The organism is Streptomyces sp. NPDC048825, from assembly GCF_043198355.1.
GTDB lineage: Bacteria > Actinomycetota > Actinomycetes > Streptomycetales > Streptomycetaceae > Streptomyces > Streptomyces xiangluensis.
In genome coordinates this window covers 1-14,793 of sequence record NZ_JBICUR010000040.1, presented here as the reverse complement: position 1 = coordinate 14,793, position 14,793 = coordinate 1, and the positions used below count along the sequence as shown (strand labels likewise).

12 protein-coding genes are annotated in these 14,793 nt (G+C 70.6%); 4 read left to right on the top strand and 8 right to left on the bottom strand.

Annotated features, from left to right (window positions below):
- Positions 1–199 precede the first annotated feature (199 nt).
- The 3 genes from ACGFNK_RS45565 to ACGFNK_RS45555 all read right to left on the bottom strand — a co-directional run bounded on the left by ACGFNK_RS45565 (position 200) and on the right by ACGFNK_RS45555 (position 3,193).
- The gene (locus ACGFNK_RS45565; protein WP_393427279.1) at positions 200–1,147 is read right to left on the bottom strand and encodes a 3-oxoacyl-ACP reductase; all 948 of its coding nucleotides are present in this window, start codon (positions 1,145–1,147) and stop codon (positions 200–202) included.
- Positions 1,148–1,237: 90 nt separating this feature from the next.
- Positions 1,238–2,314: a Zn-dependent alcohol dehydrogenase gene (locus tag ACGFNK_RS45560; protein ID WP_386346331.1), complete on the bottom strand. Its 1,077-nt coding sequence runs from the start codon at positions 2,312–2,314 to the stop codon at positions 1,238–1,240.
- Positions 2,315–2,335: 21 nt separating this feature from the next.
- A complete protein-coding gene (locus ACGFNK_RS45555) occupies positions 2,336–3,193 on the bottom strand; it encodes a MaoC/PaaZ C-terminal domain-containing protein (protein WP_393427276.1) in 858 nt (285 codons plus the stop codon).
- Between the two features lie 334 nt (positions 3,194–3,527).
- Here ACGFNK_RS45555 and ACGFNK_RS45550 point away from each other — a divergent pair, with 334 nt between their 5' ends.
- Genes ACGFNK_RS45550 through ACGFNK_RS45535 form a run of 4 tightly spaced genes read left to right on the top strand, consistent with a single transcriptional unit; the run spans position 3,528 to position 7,146 of the window.
- Positions 3,528–4,418 (top strand): ABC transporter ATP-binding protein, encoded by an 891-nt coding sequence (locus tag ACGFNK_RS45550; RefSeq protein WP_393427273.1) that lies wholly within the window; start codon positions 3,528–3,530, stop codon positions 4,416–4,418.
- A complete protein-coding gene (locus ACGFNK_RS45545) occupies positions 4,418–5,152 on the top strand; it encodes an ABC transporter permease (RefSeq protein WP_393427271.1) in 735 nt (244 codons plus the stop codon). Before ACGFNK_RS45550 ends, ACGFNK_RS45545 begins: the two co-directional genes overlap by 1 nt.
- Before the next feature lie 33 nt (positions 5,153–5,185).
- Positions 5,186–6,469 carry a sensor histidine kinase gene (locus tag ACGFNK_RS45540; RefSeq protein ID WP_393427268.1) on the top strand — a complete coding sequence of 428 codons (1,284 nt, stop codon included), beginning with the start codon at positions 5,186–5,188 and terminating at the stop codon, positions 6,467–6,469.
- A gap of 44 nt (positions 6,470–6,513) precedes the next feature.
- On the top strand, positions 6,514–7,146 hold the full coding sequence (locus tag ACGFNK_RS45535; RefSeq protein WP_393427282.1) for a response regulator: 633 nt from the start codon (positions 6,514–6,516) through the stop codon (positions 7,144–7,146).
- A gap of 162 nt (positions 7,147–7,308) precedes the next feature.
- Here ACGFNK_RS45535 and ACGFNK_RS45530 read toward each other — a convergent pair whose 3' ends face one another.
- The 5 genes from ACGFNK_RS45530 to ACGFNK_RS45510 form a co-directional block, all read right to left on the bottom strand.
- Positions 7,309–8,166: a hypothetical protein gene (locus tag ACGFNK_RS45530; RefSeq protein ID WP_393427265.1), complete on the bottom strand. Its 858-nt coding sequence runs from the start codon at positions 8,164–8,166 to the stop codon at positions 7,309–7,311.
- Positions 8,166–8,705, bottom strand: a complete 540-nt coding sequence (locus ACGFNK_RS45525; RefSeq protein WP_393427262.1) for a SigE family RNA polymerase sigma factor — start codon at positions 8,703–8,705, stop codon at positions 8,166–8,168. Before ACGFNK_RS45525 ends, ACGFNK_RS45530 begins: the two co-directional genes overlap by 1 nt.
- Before the next feature lie 95 nt (positions 8,706–8,800).
- Positions 8,801–10,231 (bottom strand): MFS transporter, encoded by a 1,431-nt coding sequence (locus ACGFNK_RS45520; protein WP_393427259.1) that lies wholly within the window; start codon positions 10,229–10,231, stop codon positions 8,801–8,803.
- Between the two features lie 162 nt (positions 10,232–10,393).
- The gene (locus ACGFNK_RS45515) at positions 10,394–12,445 is read right to left on the bottom strand and encodes an RICIN domain-containing protein (RefSeq protein WP_393427256.1); all 2,052 of its coding nucleotides are present in this window, start codon (positions 12,443–12,445) and stop codon (positions 10,394–10,396) included.
- 110 nt (positions 12,446–12,555) lie between these two features.
- Positions 12,556–14,607: a beta-galactosidase gene (locus ACGFNK_RS45510; protein WP_393427253.1), complete on the bottom strand. Its 2,052-nt coding sequence runs from the start codon at positions 14,605–14,607 to the stop codon at positions 12,556–12,558.
- Between the last annotated feature and the right edge of the window lie 186 nt (positions 14,608–14,793).

Here is a 14,793-nt window from a genome sequence, read left to right as displayed (position 1 = left end):
AGACAGAACCTACGCGACGGGCATACGACGCACCGGCCCACGTCCCCTCCCGCCGGTGGGCAAGCGCGGGCACGTCGGGGCTGGTGAGCATGATGGCTGACGGCTCCAGGAGCGCCCCTTCAGGGGCGCGGGGAACTGCGCGACCAGCCACGACGCACCCGCAGCGCCCGCGAACCCCGCACCCCACCCCCCGTAGGCGTCAGGTGAACGTTTCGCGCTTGAGGCCAAGCACCTCCACCGCTGCGAACGCTTCGTTCGGCGGGCGTTCCGCGTAGTGCGGGGTGAGGAGCGTGTCCAGTTCGTCGTAGCTGAAAGCGTCCTGCTTGGTGTCGAACTTGGCTGACACCCGGGGGCGTTCGACGATTGCGACCATGCCGCCGTGGACGACCAGGAGCTGGCCGTTGATGCGTGAGGCGGCGGGTGAGGCCAAGTAACCGACGAGTGGGGCTACATGCTCGGGGGCCAGCGGGTCGAGACCGTCGGCCGAGTCCCCGGAACCGGCGAAGACGTCCGCGGTCATCCGGGTGCGGGCGCGCGGGCAGATCACGTTCGCTGTGACGCCGTACTTGGCGAGGGCCAGGGCCGTGGAGGTGGTGAGCCCGACGATTCCGCCTTTGGCCGCCGCGTAGTTCGGCTGGCCGGCGGAGCCCGCCAAGAAGGCCTCTGAGGAGGTGTTGACGATGCGCCCGTACACCGGGGCGCCCGTCGCCTTGGAGCGGTTGCGCCAGTGTGCGGCGGCGAAGTGGGTTGTGTTGAAGTGGCCTTTCAGGTGGACGCGGATGACGGAGTCCCACTCGTCCTCGGACATCGAGAAGACCATCTTGTCGCGCAGGATGCCCGCGTTGTTGACGAGGATGTCCAGCTGCCCGAACGTGGTGACCGCCAACTCGACGAGTTCCTGGGCCTGTTGGTGGTCCGCCACGTCACCGGTGTGGGCGATCGCGCGACCGCCGGCCTGACGGATCTCGTCCGCGACCTCCTCGGCGGGCCCGGCCGACGCGTCGCCGGAACCGTCCCGTCCCGGCCGGCCGAAGTCGTTGACGACGACGGCGGCGCCAAGGCGGGCGAGTTCCAGCGCCTCCGCCCGGCCGAGCCCGCGGCCCGCACCGGTGACGATCGCGGCCCGCCCTTCAAGTGGCAATGACATCAAGGCCCCTTCAGCCATCGGTATCGGTGATCGGTTGGCGGAATGTGACACATCGAAGCCGACGTGTCACATTCCGCGCATGCGCCTGAGTCAGATCTCGATGCACGTACGCAGCGCCACACCCGTACGCATCTGGTCCAGCGCCTCGTTGATCTCGCTCAGCGGCACCCGGTGGGTGATCAGCCCCTCCAGGTCGATGCGCCCGGCACGCCACAACGCGATGGTCCGCTCGTACGAACGCATGACGTCCCCGCCGCCGTACATGCTCGGCAGGATCCGCTTCTCGTCGAAGAACAGCTCGAACATGCTGAGCTGCAGGAAGTCGTCCATGGCGCCGGCGCCGACGACGACCAGCGTGCCGCCGCGACGGGTGTTCTCGTACGCGGTGCGGGCGGTGGCGGACTTGCCGACGACCTCGAAGACGTAGTCGAAGCCCTCGCCCGCGGTCAACGTCTGCTTGGTGTCGGGGAGTTCGTCCGGCGATACGGCCCTGGTGGCGCCGAACTTCAGCGCGGACTCACGGCGTGAGGCCACCGGGTCGACGGCGACGATCTCGGCGGCGCCCTTGAGTCGCGCGCCCTGGATCGCGGAGATGCCGACGCCGCCGCAGCCGATGACCGCGACCGACGAACCGGCTTCCACATCGGCGGTGTTGAGGGCGGCGCCGAGTCCCGTGGTGACCCCGCAGCCGATGAGGGCCGCGATGTCGAAGGGCACGTCGTCCGGGATGGGCACGGCGCAGCCCGCGTCGACCACGACCTCCTCGGTGAACGTCCCGGTGCCCGCCATGCCGAAGACATCGCCTGCGGGCCGCTTGAAGTTGGGCGTGCCCGCGTTCATGAACCCGGCCAGGCACAGCTCCGTCTGGCCGCGCTTGCAGGCGGGACAGGCGCCGCAGGCGGGCAGCCAGCAGACGACTACGCGGTCGCCGGGCTTGACGTTCGTGACGCCCTCGCCGACGTCCAGGATCTCGCCCGCGCCCTCGTGCCCGGGCACGAACGGCCCCGGCTGCGGCAGGACCCCGGACATCGCCGAGAGGTCCGAATGACACAGTCCGGTGGCCCGTACCCGGATCTTCACCCGGCCGGGACCGAAGCCTGCCGCCTCGACGTCGTCGAGGACCTCCAGCTTGTCCTGGCCGATCTCGTGCAGTACGGCTGCCCGCATGGTGCGGCTCCCCTCAAGAGTTCAAGCGTGTTCGACGATGGTGTCGGCCAGCACCGGCGCGTCGTCCCGTTCGACCGCCGTCACCGTCCCCTGGACCCTGCCGCCCTGCTGCCACATCCGGATGCGGAGGGTCTCACCGGGGAAGACGACCCCGGCGAAGCGCGTGCTGTAGGAGCGGACCCGTGCCACATCGCCGCCGAGCAGCGTGTCGACGACCGCCTTGAGCGTGATCCCGTACGTGCACAGCCCGTGCAGGATCGGCCGGTCGAACCCGGCGCGCTTGGCGAACTCCGGGTCGGCGTGCAGCGGGTTCCAGTCGCCGGAGAGGCGGTAGAGCAGGGCCTGGTCCTCGCGGACGTGCCGCTCGACTTCCCTGCTCGGGTCGCCTGTCGGCGGGTCGAGGCGGGTGGAGGGGCCGCGTTCGCCGCCGAAGCCGCCTTCGCCGCGTACGAAGATCTGCGCGTCGTTCGTCCACAACGGGCCCTCGTCGTCGGCGACTTCGGTGCGCATGACGAGGATGGCGGCCTTGCCCTTGTCGTACACGGCCGCGATCCGTGCGGTGGCAACAGCCTTGCCCTCGGCGGGAATCGGGCGGTGCAGCTCGACGCTCTGGCCGCCGTGCAGGACGTGTGCGAGGTCGACCTCGACGCCCGGCATGGACAGTCCGCCGATCACGCCCGGGGAGCCCGCGCCCGCGACGGTCGCGAAGCTCGGCAGGACGTGCAGCCTGGACTCGAGGGTGTAGCGCAGCTCGTCGGGGTCGGTCGCCGGGACGCCCGCGCCGATTCCCAGGTGGTAGAGCTGGACGTCCTTGTGATTCCAGGTGATCTCGCCGGTCCGGGGCTCGGCGGCGAGGGCCTTGGCGGCGTCGATGGGCATGCGGCTCCTGACTGCTGGCGGATCTTCGGCGGAGAAGACCTCGGTGCGGCCGTCCGCACCGTCGGACGCACCGAGGTCGACCTTGGGCCGCGGAACCCGACTGTTCTAGAACGCGTTCCAGTCCGGCGACCCTCTGTATAGCCCAGCTCCCAGCACTTGTGAAGACTCTGACGCTATGTCAGATGAGCTGACTCGGGCCATGGGAGCGGGCAGTGACATTTGTCCCGCCCGAGTCCGTACAAGCGCATCTGCCGCGCACCGCCCCCGGATTCGTAGCGTCATACCCATGGCAGAGACGGCACAGACAGCACGGACAGGCGGGACACATCAGGCCGTGTCCTTCACAGGGGCGGTCAAGACCTTCGGCTCGGTACGAGCCGTGGACGGGATCGATCTGGAGATGGCGCGCGGCGAGACGGTCGCCCTGCTCGGCCGCAACGGCGCCGGCAAGTCCACCGCGATTTCGCTGCTCCTCGGCCTGAACGAGCCCGACGAGGGTGTCGTACGGCTCTTCGGCGCGGCGCCGGAAGTGGCCGTACGCGCGGGCCGGGTGGGCGCCATGCTGCAGGACGGCCGCCCGGTGCCGCGGGTGACGGTGGGCGAGCTCGTCGGATTCGTCGCACGTACGTATCCGGCGCCGATGCCCGTCGCCGAGGCACTGGAGGTCGCGGGCATCGCCGAGCTGGCCGGGCGGCGCGTCGACCGGCTCTCCGGGGGCCAGACGCAGCGGGTGCGGTTCGCGGTCGCGCTCATCGGGAACCCCGCGCTGATCGTGCTCGACGAGCCCACCGCCGCCCTCGATGTCGAGGCGCGGTACGCCTTCTGGGACTCGATGCGGGGGTACGCGCGGCGCGGCCACACCGTCCTTTTCTCCACCCACTACCTGGAGGAGGCGGACGCGAACGCCGATCGGATCGTGGTCATCGACCGGGGCCGCATCGTCGCCGACGGCAGTGGTGAGCAGCTCAGGCGGGCGGCGGGCGGCAACCTGGTCGCCTTCGACCTGGCGGGCCGCTCCACGGAGGGCCTGACCCTGCTGCCCGGTGTGGTGTCGGTGGAGGTGCGCGGGGACCGGGCACGGCTGCGTACGGAGGACTCCGACGCGACGGTGACAGCGCTCGCCGAGATGGGCGCCATACGCGGTCTGGAGGTCGCGCCCGCGTCGCTGGACGACGCGTTCCTGGCGCTGACGTCGGGCTCGTCGAGCGTGCTGGAAAGGGTGTGATGACGGTGACTGGTGTGGTGTGGGAGTACCTGCGGCTCGAAGTGCGGCGGACGCTGCGCGATCCCGGTTTTGTGATCGGCACCGTTGTGATGCCGGTGACGATGTACCTGCTGTTCACCAACCTCGGCGGCGACGACAGCGGCTGGAAGACCGCCTCGATGGTCGGCATGGCCGCGTACGGGGCGATGGGCTCGGCGCTGAACACCGGTGCCGGCGTCGCCGAGGACAAGTCGACCGGCTGGCTGCGGCAGCTGCGGATCACGCCGATGACTCCGCGCCAGGTGGTGATCGGCCGGGCGCTGACCGGGGCGGTGACGGTGCTGCCCGCGCTCGTCGCGGTGCTGGCGGCGGGCGGGCTCGTCAATGGCGTACGACTGGATGCGTGGAAGTGGGCGGCGATCGCGCTGCTGCTGTGGCTGGGCTCGATCCCGTTCACGCTGCTCGGTCTGGGCAACGGCTACCGGCTGACCGCGCAGACGACCGGGGTCGCGAACCTGGCCTGCAACCTGGTGCTGGCCGTCGTCGGCGGCCTGTGGTTCCCGCTCGTCCTCTTCCCGGAGTGGCTGCGCTCGGTGTCCGCGTACACACCGACGAACCGGTTCGCGCAGCTCGGCACGGCGGTCGCCGACGGGCATGCGCCGACCATGGGGGCGGTACTGGTGCTGAGCCTCTGGCTGCTGGCCTTCGGCTCGTACGCTGTTACTTCGTACCGCAGGACCGCGCGAACCGTCTGAATCTGTCTGGAACCGTTTGAGCGGGGGCAGGGCATGTCCTGGACGACCAGGGTCAATTACTGGCTGGCCTTGCGGCACGCCGAGGGCTGTAAGCGGGCCCGGGCCCGGAAGAAGACCGGCGGGCCGCCGGAGGAACTCGGCCCGCCGCCCAGCGGCTTCGCCCTCCTCCCCTGGCTTCTGATGGGCATGGGCGCCTTCTCCAACCTGTTCCAGGGCAAGACCCCGAACCCCTGGATCGGCGGCATCGGCCTGCTGGCCTTCAACTCCCTCTACATCGCGCTGGTGTTCCGCGCCTTCGTGAAGGAGGCGCGCGAGGCCCGCTCCACCCGCGTGATGCTGATCGCGCTGGGCGTGGTGACCTGTGCCCTCGCCATCACCTACGGCGGCAGCTGGCTGCTTTTCTTCCCGCTGCTCGGCCTGGCGACGGGCGCGATCGTACGAGGCCGGTGGCTCGGCAGGGTCGGGCTCGGCCTGACCCTGCTCTCGGGTGTCGTGGCGGGGGTCCGGGACGGCTGGGGTGCAATAAACGTCGCGTACGGCACCTTCCTCTCCACCATGGTGACCGCGGCGATCCTCTCCCTCTCCGAGGCTGTACGTGAACTCCGCGCCGCCCGCGAGGAGTTGGCCCGCCGCGCCGTCGAGGAGGAACGGCTCCGCTTCTCCCGCGACCTTCACGATCTGCTGGGCCACACCCTCTCCGTAATCGTGGTGAAGTCGGAGGCGGTCCGCCGGCTGGCCCGCCGCGACCTGGACGCGGCGCTCGTCCAGGTCGGGGACATCGAGTCGGTGGGCCGCCAAGCGCTCACGGAGGTCCGCGAGGCGGTGACCGGCTACCGCGAGGGAAGCCTGGCCACCGAACTCGACCGGGCCCGCTCGGCGTTGCAGACCGTCGGCATCGAACCCGTCGTACGCCAGTCGGGCCCGGCCCTCGCCGCCCGGACGGAGGCACTGCTGGGCTGGGTGATCCGCGAGGCCGTCACCAACGCCGTACGCCACAGCGGCGCGACCCGCTGCGAGATCGTGGTCGAGGGCGGCCTGGAACGCGTCCGGGTACGCATCTCGGACGACGGCCGCGGTGCGCTTCCCGCGTCCGACCCGCCCCCGTCGATCCCGGGCATCGGCGGCACCGGGCTCAAGGGCCTCACGGAACGCCTCGCGGCGGCGGGCGGCTCGCTGGAGGCGGGGCCCCGTCCGCGGGGCGGCTTCGTGGTGACGGCGGAACTGCCGGTGGAAACAGCGGAGTTGGGTGAGGAGGCGGATCCGGCGGGCGCTTCGCAGGAGGCGAGCGTGCTGAACCTGCCGGGGACGGCGGCCTAGGTCCGGAGTGCGTCTGACCGGCCTACGCTTGGGCCGTGAACGAGATGCCCCGGGACGACCGGCCCGCCAAGTCCATCCGCGTGCTGCTCGCCGAGGACCAGGGGATGATGCGGGGCGCCCTCGCCCTGCTGCTCGGTCTTGAGGAGGACATCGAGGTGGTCGCGCAGGTGGCTGCCGGGGACGTGATCGTGGTCGCGGCCCTGGAGTCTCGGCCCGATGTCGCCTTGTTGGACATCGAGTTGCCGGGGATCAGCGGGCTCGACGCCGCCGCGCGGTTGCGGGACGAGGTGCCCGACTGCCGGGTGCTGATCCTCACCACCTTCGGCCGCCCTGGGTATCTGCGGCGGGCCATGGAGGCGGGCGCCGCGGGGTTTCTGGTGAAGGACGGGCCCGTGGAGGAACTGGCCGCCTCGATCCGACGGGTGCTGACCGGCGAGACGGTGATAGATCCGGCGCTCGCCGCGGCCGCGTTGAGCGCCGGGCCGAGTCCGCTGACGGCCCGCGAGTGCGACGTGCTGAAGGCCTCCGCCGACGGGGCGACCGTCAGCGACATAGCGGCCAAGCTCCACCTCTCCGAGTCCACGGTCCGCAACTACTTGTCCTCCGCGATCGGCAAGACGGGCACCCGCAACCGCATGGAGGCGATGCGGGAGGCCCGCCAGCAGGGCTGGCTCTAGAGGGCGACTGATCAATGCTCGGACCGGCCCGAACCGGGCCGGACCCTGCACGGCGACCGGTCCGTGTCGTCCGCCGGGGCGACGGTTCCTGCGGCTGACCTGACCCCGCACAGCCGCCCTCGCCGCCTGGTGGGTCCGTCCACGGATTCGCACCGCCCTCGGTCAGTTCCCCACGAAGCCCGCCACATCCGCCGACTTGTAGCCCACCCCCTTCGGGGACACGCACACGAACCAGTTCGGCTGGGAGCCGTCGACCGGACGGATCGAGGGGGTTTCCGTGCTGGTCTCCGTGCCCCGGGGTGCACGATTGACGACGGTGGCCGTCTCGTCGTCCCAGGTGCAGACGGCCTGCTGGGCAGTCGGGGCGACCTTGCCGATCACGAGGCTGCGGGAGGCGCCGACGCCCTCGGAGCCCTCCGCCGCCAGGGGCATCGAGTACGCCTGGATGTCCGTACCGGACATGGAGTCGCCCTTCTCCACCGGCCCCTGCACGACCGTCGCCGAGTCGCCGTCGCCCACCGTCAGGTGCACGAACACCCAGCCCTTGCCGACCAGCTCCGCGGGCCCTCGGACGTCCCCCGGCTTGACGCCGTACAGACCCATCGCGTCCAACTGGCCCTGTGCCTCCACCTTGTCCTTCGGCGCCCCCCAGACCTCGATGACGACCCGCCACGCCTTGCCCTGGTCGCGGCCGGTCGCCAGCGTGGTCCGAGCGGGCTCGTACAAGTGCCGCGCCTCGACCGTCGTCGGCTGCGTGGCCGCCGGAGCGGCACGGTCTCCGTCGCCGCTCAGCGCTCCGGCCAGGGCCAGCGAACCCGTCGAGCCCGCGATCACCAGGGTGGCCGTGGCCGCCACCGCCCAGCGCCGCGCCTTGCGGCGCCGGCCGCCTCGTACCACCGCCTGGTAGGGGGCTATGCCGATGTCGACCTCGTCCGCGGCGTCCGCCAGCAGGAGGGCGATGTCGCTGTGCGTCACGTCGCCGTGCGTCATGTCGTGGTTCTTCTCCCGGTCCGCACTCATCACTTCCGCCCTACCTGAGTCACCGTCTCGGCCAGGCCCGGTATGGCGCGGAGCTTCGCGATCCCCTTCGCCGCGTTGCTCTTCACGGCCCCCGCCGAGCAGCCCATCGCCTCCGCCGCCTGCGTCTCGCTCAGGTCCTCCCAGTAGCGCAACACCACCGCTTCCCGCTGTCGGGGCGGCAGTTGGGACAGCGCCTTGAGCAGCGCGGAGCGGTCGTCCGCCTGGGCGATCCGGTCCCCGGCGTCAGGCAGCTCGGGCGTGAGATCCCCGTCGGACCTGGGGGCCAGGAACTCCTTGAGGCGCCTGCGGTGCTTTCTCGCATGTGCGTTGATCATCAGGCGCCACACATACGCGTCCGGGTCGTCGGCGGCACTGACCTTGCGCCACGCCACATACGCCCGCTCCAGCGACGACTGCACCAGGTCCTCCGCCGCGTGTTGCTCCCCCGTGAGGAGAAATGCCGTACGCATCAGCCGCGGCCAGCGGCCGATGACGAAGCTCTGGAACTCCTCGTCCAGAACCTGCTTCCGATCCCCCATGGGCACCTCCTAGATGACCAATAGAGTCCATGGGCCTCGGATTTCGTTGCCTGCCCTCGCGATCTTTTCGTGACGTCCGTCGGTACGTCCGTGGCTCAGTCGCTCGCAGCCTGCGCCGGCACCCGCCGCGGCAGCCACAGCAGCATCAGTACGGCGCCTCCCAGCAGCACGCCCGTGCCCGTACGGAAGGCCAGTGCGTAGCCCTCCGTCAGTGCCGCGGCCGATGTGCCGCCCCCGGTACGGGCCGCCGCGATCGTCGACATCACCGAGAGGCCGAGCGAACCGCCCATCGTGCGCGAGGTGTTGACCAGGCCCGAGACCAGCCCGGCGTCCCCCGGCGCCGCCCCCGACGTGGCCAGCGAGCCGAGCGGCGTCGCGGACAGTCCGGCGCCGAGCATCATCAGGATCCCGGGGAACATGATGCCGGTGAGGTACGTACCGTCCGCGCTCATCGTCGACTGCCAGCCGAACCCGACGGCGGCCACCAGCGTCCCGAGCACCGCGACATGGCGCGCCCCGGCGACGCGCATGAGGCGCGGCGCCGCCTTCGAGCCCAGCACCACAGCGAGCGAGCTGGGCATGAGCGCGAGCCCGCCCTCCAGCGGCGTGTAGCCGAGCACGTTCTGGGTGTACAGGGTCATGAAGAACCACATGCAGATCATGGCGGCGCCGCACAGGAACATCGCCACGTTCGCCGACGACACGGACCGTATACGGAACAGCTTCAGGGGCATCAGCGGTGCCTTGGCCCGCGCTTCGACCAGCAGGAAGAGCCCGATGAGCGCGGCTCCGGCGAGTAGCGGGGCGAGGGCTGCGGACGAGGTCCAGCCCTCGGCCTCCGTCTGCACGATCCCGTACGAGAGGGTCGCAAGGCCCGCCGTCACCAGCAGCGCGCCCGGCAGATCGAGCCGCCGCCCGTCACCGGCCCGGCTCTCGACGAGCCACCGCAGGGCGCCGGCCAGTACGACGGCGCCGACGGGCACATTGATCAGCAGCACCCATCGCCAGGACAGTCCCTCGACCAGGAGTCCGCCGACGAGGCCGCCCGCCGCTCCGCCGCCCGCGCCGAAGGCGGTCCAGGTCGCGATGGCTCGCGCGCGCGGCGCCCCTTCCGGCACGGCCGACGTCAGAATCGTCAGCGTCGAGGGCGCGAGCACGGCCGCGCCCAGCCCCTGCACGGCCCGTGCGAGCAGCAGCTGCCACTCGGCCTGGGCGAGCCCGCCGCCGAGGGACGCGAGCGTGAAGATGGTGAGCCCGATCAGGAACATCCGCTTGCGCCCGTACAGGTCCCCGGCCCGCCCGCCGAGCAGCATGAAGCCGGCGAAGGCGATCGTGTACGCGTTGACGACCCACTGGAGCCCCGTCGCGCTGAGCGCCAGGTCGGCCCGCATCGAGGGCAGCGCCACATTGACCACGGAGATGTCGAGCACCACGAGGAACTGGCCCGCGCAGGCGAGCGCGACGACCACCCAGGTGGGCGGCGCGGAATTTCGGGACACGGGTCTCGCTGCGGCGGCTCTGAGCATGGCAGTCATGCTCTCAACCGGCCCGCGCCCCGTACATGGGATTTTCGTCCCGGGGGCGCTCAGCCCTGGGACCTACCACCCGCGCACCAGAGCGGCAGAAAAGCGTGACGCCTCCGGCCGCCGGACCGGAGGCGTCACGCCCCACGCACAGGTGCTCGTGGATCAGTCAGTCACGTCCGTGACCCTCCAGCGCTGGTTGGAGCCGGAGTTGGGCGTCCACAGCGTTACGGCCGCGCCCTCATTGGTGGCCTGGCCGCCGACCTCCAGGAGGCGGCCGGTGGCGGCGTTGACGAGGGTGAAGGTGCCGTCACCGGTCGTCGACATGATCCACTGGGTGGCCTTGTCGCGGCGGCCCTCGTCGGGCTCCACCACCGGGGCGCCGTTACGGACGGCGAGACGCTTGCCCTCCACCGGGTTGGTGAACACGTACCGCTGCCGGTTGTCCGTGTCACCGCTGATCTGCCGCAGCTTCCACTGCCGGCCGGCAGCGGCGGTACCCGTGGCGGCCGACTTGATGACCAGGTTGGTGCCGTTGTCGGCGACGGTCAGGGCCTTGCCGCTCTGCACACCGGTCAGCTCGTAGGTGTGGCCCTTCTGGAGCAGCGCGGCGTCCTTGGCGACACCGGACACGCCCTTGACGACGAAGGAGGTCACCGACTGGGCGGGCACGGTGAAGGTGGCCTTGCGGTCGCTGACCTTGATGGCCTTGTGCCGCTCGAGCTTGTTGTCGGCGCTGGTCACCACGGGGGTGACGGTGGCCTTGCGGCTGATCTTGCCGAACTTGGACAGGTCGACGGTGACCGTACGGGCCTCGGTGGTGCTGTTGACGTGGACGACGCTCGCCCCGTCGCCCTTCTTGGAGACGGCTGCGGCGCTGGAGGTGTCGTTCACCTGGATCAGCCGGTCACCGGGCTTGATGTAGTGCGTGAAGTTCCGGGCGGTGTCGAACTTCGTGTTGGTGTAGATCGGGCACGACTCGAGGGTGTCCTCGGAGGTGCAGCTGAACGGGAGCTGGATGCTGCCCCAGTTGCCGCCCTTCGCGGACTCGCCGCCCGGCTTCATGTTGTCGTAGTCCTCGACCGGCTGCCAGAACACCCAGGCGCTGGGCTCCAGTTCACGCAGGTCGTCGACCATGCGCTGGGCGAGGCCCAGGCCCGGCCGCATGTCCGTGAAGCTCTGGCCGTCGCCCCAGTCGCCCTCGACCTCGCTCATCCACAGCGGCTTGTCCTCGGCCTTGGCGAGGTCGCGCGCGCTGGTGCGGCCGCCGGTGCCGTAGGTGTGGACGTTCATCTGGTCGACGAGGTCGCGCACCTCCTGCGGGTAGCTGAGCCAGTTCTGCGTGAAGGTGCTCGGGTTGGTCTCGTCCATCGCGGAGATCTCCGCGTCGGTACGGGACTTGTCCAGGACCGGAGCCAGCGCGCGGAGCACCTTCTGCTGGAGTTCGGGGCCCATGTGGGCGCCTTCCTGACGGCCGCCGACGGGCTCGCCGTCGGGTCCCAGCTTGGTGCCCCAGTAGTCGGTGTTCGGCTCGTTGAACGGGTCGAGGGTGTCGACGTCGATCTTGTGGACCTTCTCGAGGCGCTCGGTGGCGCCCACCAGGTACTTGGCGAAGTCGTCGATCGACTCGGGCTTCAGCTGGTCCGTCTTGGAGTCGAAACCGCCGGAGACATAGCCGCTCTCGGTCATGAACCAGGGCGGCGAGTTGCTGAACGTCTCCCAGTGGGTGATGTCCTTCTTGATCCGGTCCACCCACCAGCGCTGGGTCGCGTCGGCCTTCGGGTTCCAGTCGTTCTTGTCCTCGGCGCTCCACCAGTCGGTGTCCTCGCGGGTGGTGCCGGCCGGGGCCTTCCACCAGCCCTCGACGGCTCCTCCGGCGCGCAGGTAGTCCTTGACGTCCGGGGCGTTGCCGCCGCCGATGTTGTAGCGGGCGATGTTCAGGGCGAGACCGCTGTCGTCGAAGAGGAGCTTCGCCAGCTTCTCCCGTACCGCGGGCGGATAGTCGCCGGTGGCGTTCGCGAACCAGACGAGGCTGGTGCCCCAGCCCTCGAACTTGTCGTGCTTGTAGGAGGGGTCGGGCCGGACGGTGACGGTGGGGGGGTCCGCTGCCGCGACCTGCGCCGTGGACGACGGGGCGGAGACCAGGGCGGCCCCGGTGGCCAGAGCGGTGAGGCCGGCGGCTCCGAGGAGCCGTCTGCTGCGGGTACGGCGTGCCATCAAGTGCTCCCAACTGCGGTGGTGGTCGCTGTGCTCGTCCTCCCGCCCGTCGGGCAGGAGGGATGGCCCTCGGACGGGTGCGGTGCTGTCCGAGGAGGTCTGGGGAGAGATCAGGTGGTGGGCTGACGTAGTACGGCGACGTCCCGGGGCGGCAGGACGAGTGCGTTGCCGTCGTCCTGCCGGCCCACCAGGAGTTCTCCGTCGAGTCCGGGCAGGGGCACCGTCTCGTCGGTGCGGTTGACCAGGAACAGGTAGCGGCTGCCGGCGTCACGGCGTACGGCGATTTCGACCAACCCGCGTGCGTCGGCGGGCAGTTCGCTCTCGACGCCGGCCGGGGCGAGCAGCCGTGGCAGCAGGGCGGTGAGCCCTTCGGCACCGAGCCGAGTGGAGACGTACGCGGCCGAACCCCGTCCGGTGGCACGGCGGGTGACGGCGGGGAGGCCGGCGTACGCCCCGGTGAGGTAGCGGGCCAGGACCTCCGCCTCCGGGTCGGTGACGGTGATCCGGTCGGTCCACAGCGAGCCCGTACCGGCGTCGTCCAGGTCGTCCAGCTCGACGGTCTCGCCGTCGAGCAGCGGCCCGAACTCCTCGATGCGGATGCCGAGCAGCTCGCGCAGGGCGCCCGGGTAGCCGCCGAGCCAGATGTGGTCGTTCTCGTCGACGACTCCGGAGAAGTACGTGGTGACCAGGTGGCCGCCGCTCTCGACGTACCGCGTGAGCTCCTTGGCGAGTTCGGCGGGCACGACGTGGAGGACGGGCGTGATCAGGACGCGGTAGCGGTCGAGGTCGGTGCGGGTGGTGACAAGATCGGCGCGGACTCCGAGGTCGAGGAGCGCGGAGTACCAGTCGAGCGCTTCCTGGCGGTAGTCGAGCAGGGAGGTGGGGTGGGAGTCCTGCTCACTCGCCCACCAGGATTCCCAGTCGAAGACGATGCCCACGGGGGCAGGCTCGCGCTCGCTGCCCGCGACCGGGGCCAGGGTCTTGAGGGTGTCGCCGAGAGTCACCACCGCGCGGAAGAGGTCGCTGTCCTCACCGGCGTGCGGCACCATCGCCGAGTGGTACTTCTCGGCACCGGCCGCCGACTGCCGCCACTGGAAGTAGCACACGGCGTCGGCGCCGTGCGCGACGTGCAGCAGCGAGTCACGGGCCAGCTCGCCGGGCCGCTTGGCCACGTTGACGGGCTGCCAGTTGACGGCGCTCGTGGAGTGCTCCATCAGGAACCAGGGCTGTCCGCCCGCGATGCCGCCGGTCAGGTTGGCGGAGAAGGACAGCTCGTCGCGGTCCTGGGGGCCGGGGTGGACGTAGTGGTCGTTGGAGACGAAGTCGATCTCGGGGGCCCAGTCGGCGTAGTTCATGCCCTTGGTGCCGCCCATCACCATGAAGTTGGTGGTGATGGGCACGTCGGGCGTGATCTCCCGCAGTACGTCCCGTTCGGCGCGCAGATACTCCTTAAGCGCATCGGAGGAGAACCGCTTGAAGTCCAGCTGCTGTGTGGGGTTCGGGTGGGAGGCTGCCAGCCGGGGCGGCAGGATCTGCTCCCATTCGCTGTAGCGCTGGGACCAGAAGGCCGTGCCCCAGGCGTGGTTGAGCGCCTCCAGCGTCGTATAGCGGGCGCGCAGCCAGTCGCGGAAGGCGCCGGCCGCGTCGTCGGAGTAGTCGTAGATGTTGTGGCAGCCCAGCTCGTTGGAGATGTGCCAGGCCACCAGGGCGGGATGACCGACGTACCGCTCGGCCATCTTCCGCACCAGGCGGAGCGCGTACTTCCGGAACACCGGCGAGGTGGGCCGCCAGTGCTGCCGCGCCCCCGGCCACACCGTCTCACCGGAGGCGGTCACCGGAAGGATCTCCGGGTGCGCCGTGGTGAGCCAGGGCGGCGGGGACGCGGTGGCGGTGGCGAGGTCGACCCCGATGCCGCCCGCGTGCAACAGGCCCATGATCTCGTCGAGCCACCCGAAGTCCCACTCGTCCCGGGCCGGCTGGATGCGGGCCCAGGAGAAGATCCCCACGGAGACCAGGTTGACGCCGGCCTCACGCATCAGCCGTACGTCGTCCTCCCACACCTCGCGCGGCCACTGCTCGGGGTTGTAGTCGGCGCCGTACACGAGGCGTGGGGTGGGGTCACCGTCCGGCCCGTGCAGCTGGGACAGGAGGGTGGAGATCATGGTGGTCCTTCCGGTGTGTCGCGCGGGCGGCGGGGGGTGTACCTCGGCCGAGCAGGTTGGCGAAGTCCGGTGCGGTCCCGGGCCCCGGAAGGGGCGCGCGGCTGGGTCAAGTTCGGCTCCGCCCCCCAGGTGGTGCCCCCCCACCAGCGAATCCCAGCGGGGGGGGGGACCACCCCCCACCGGCCC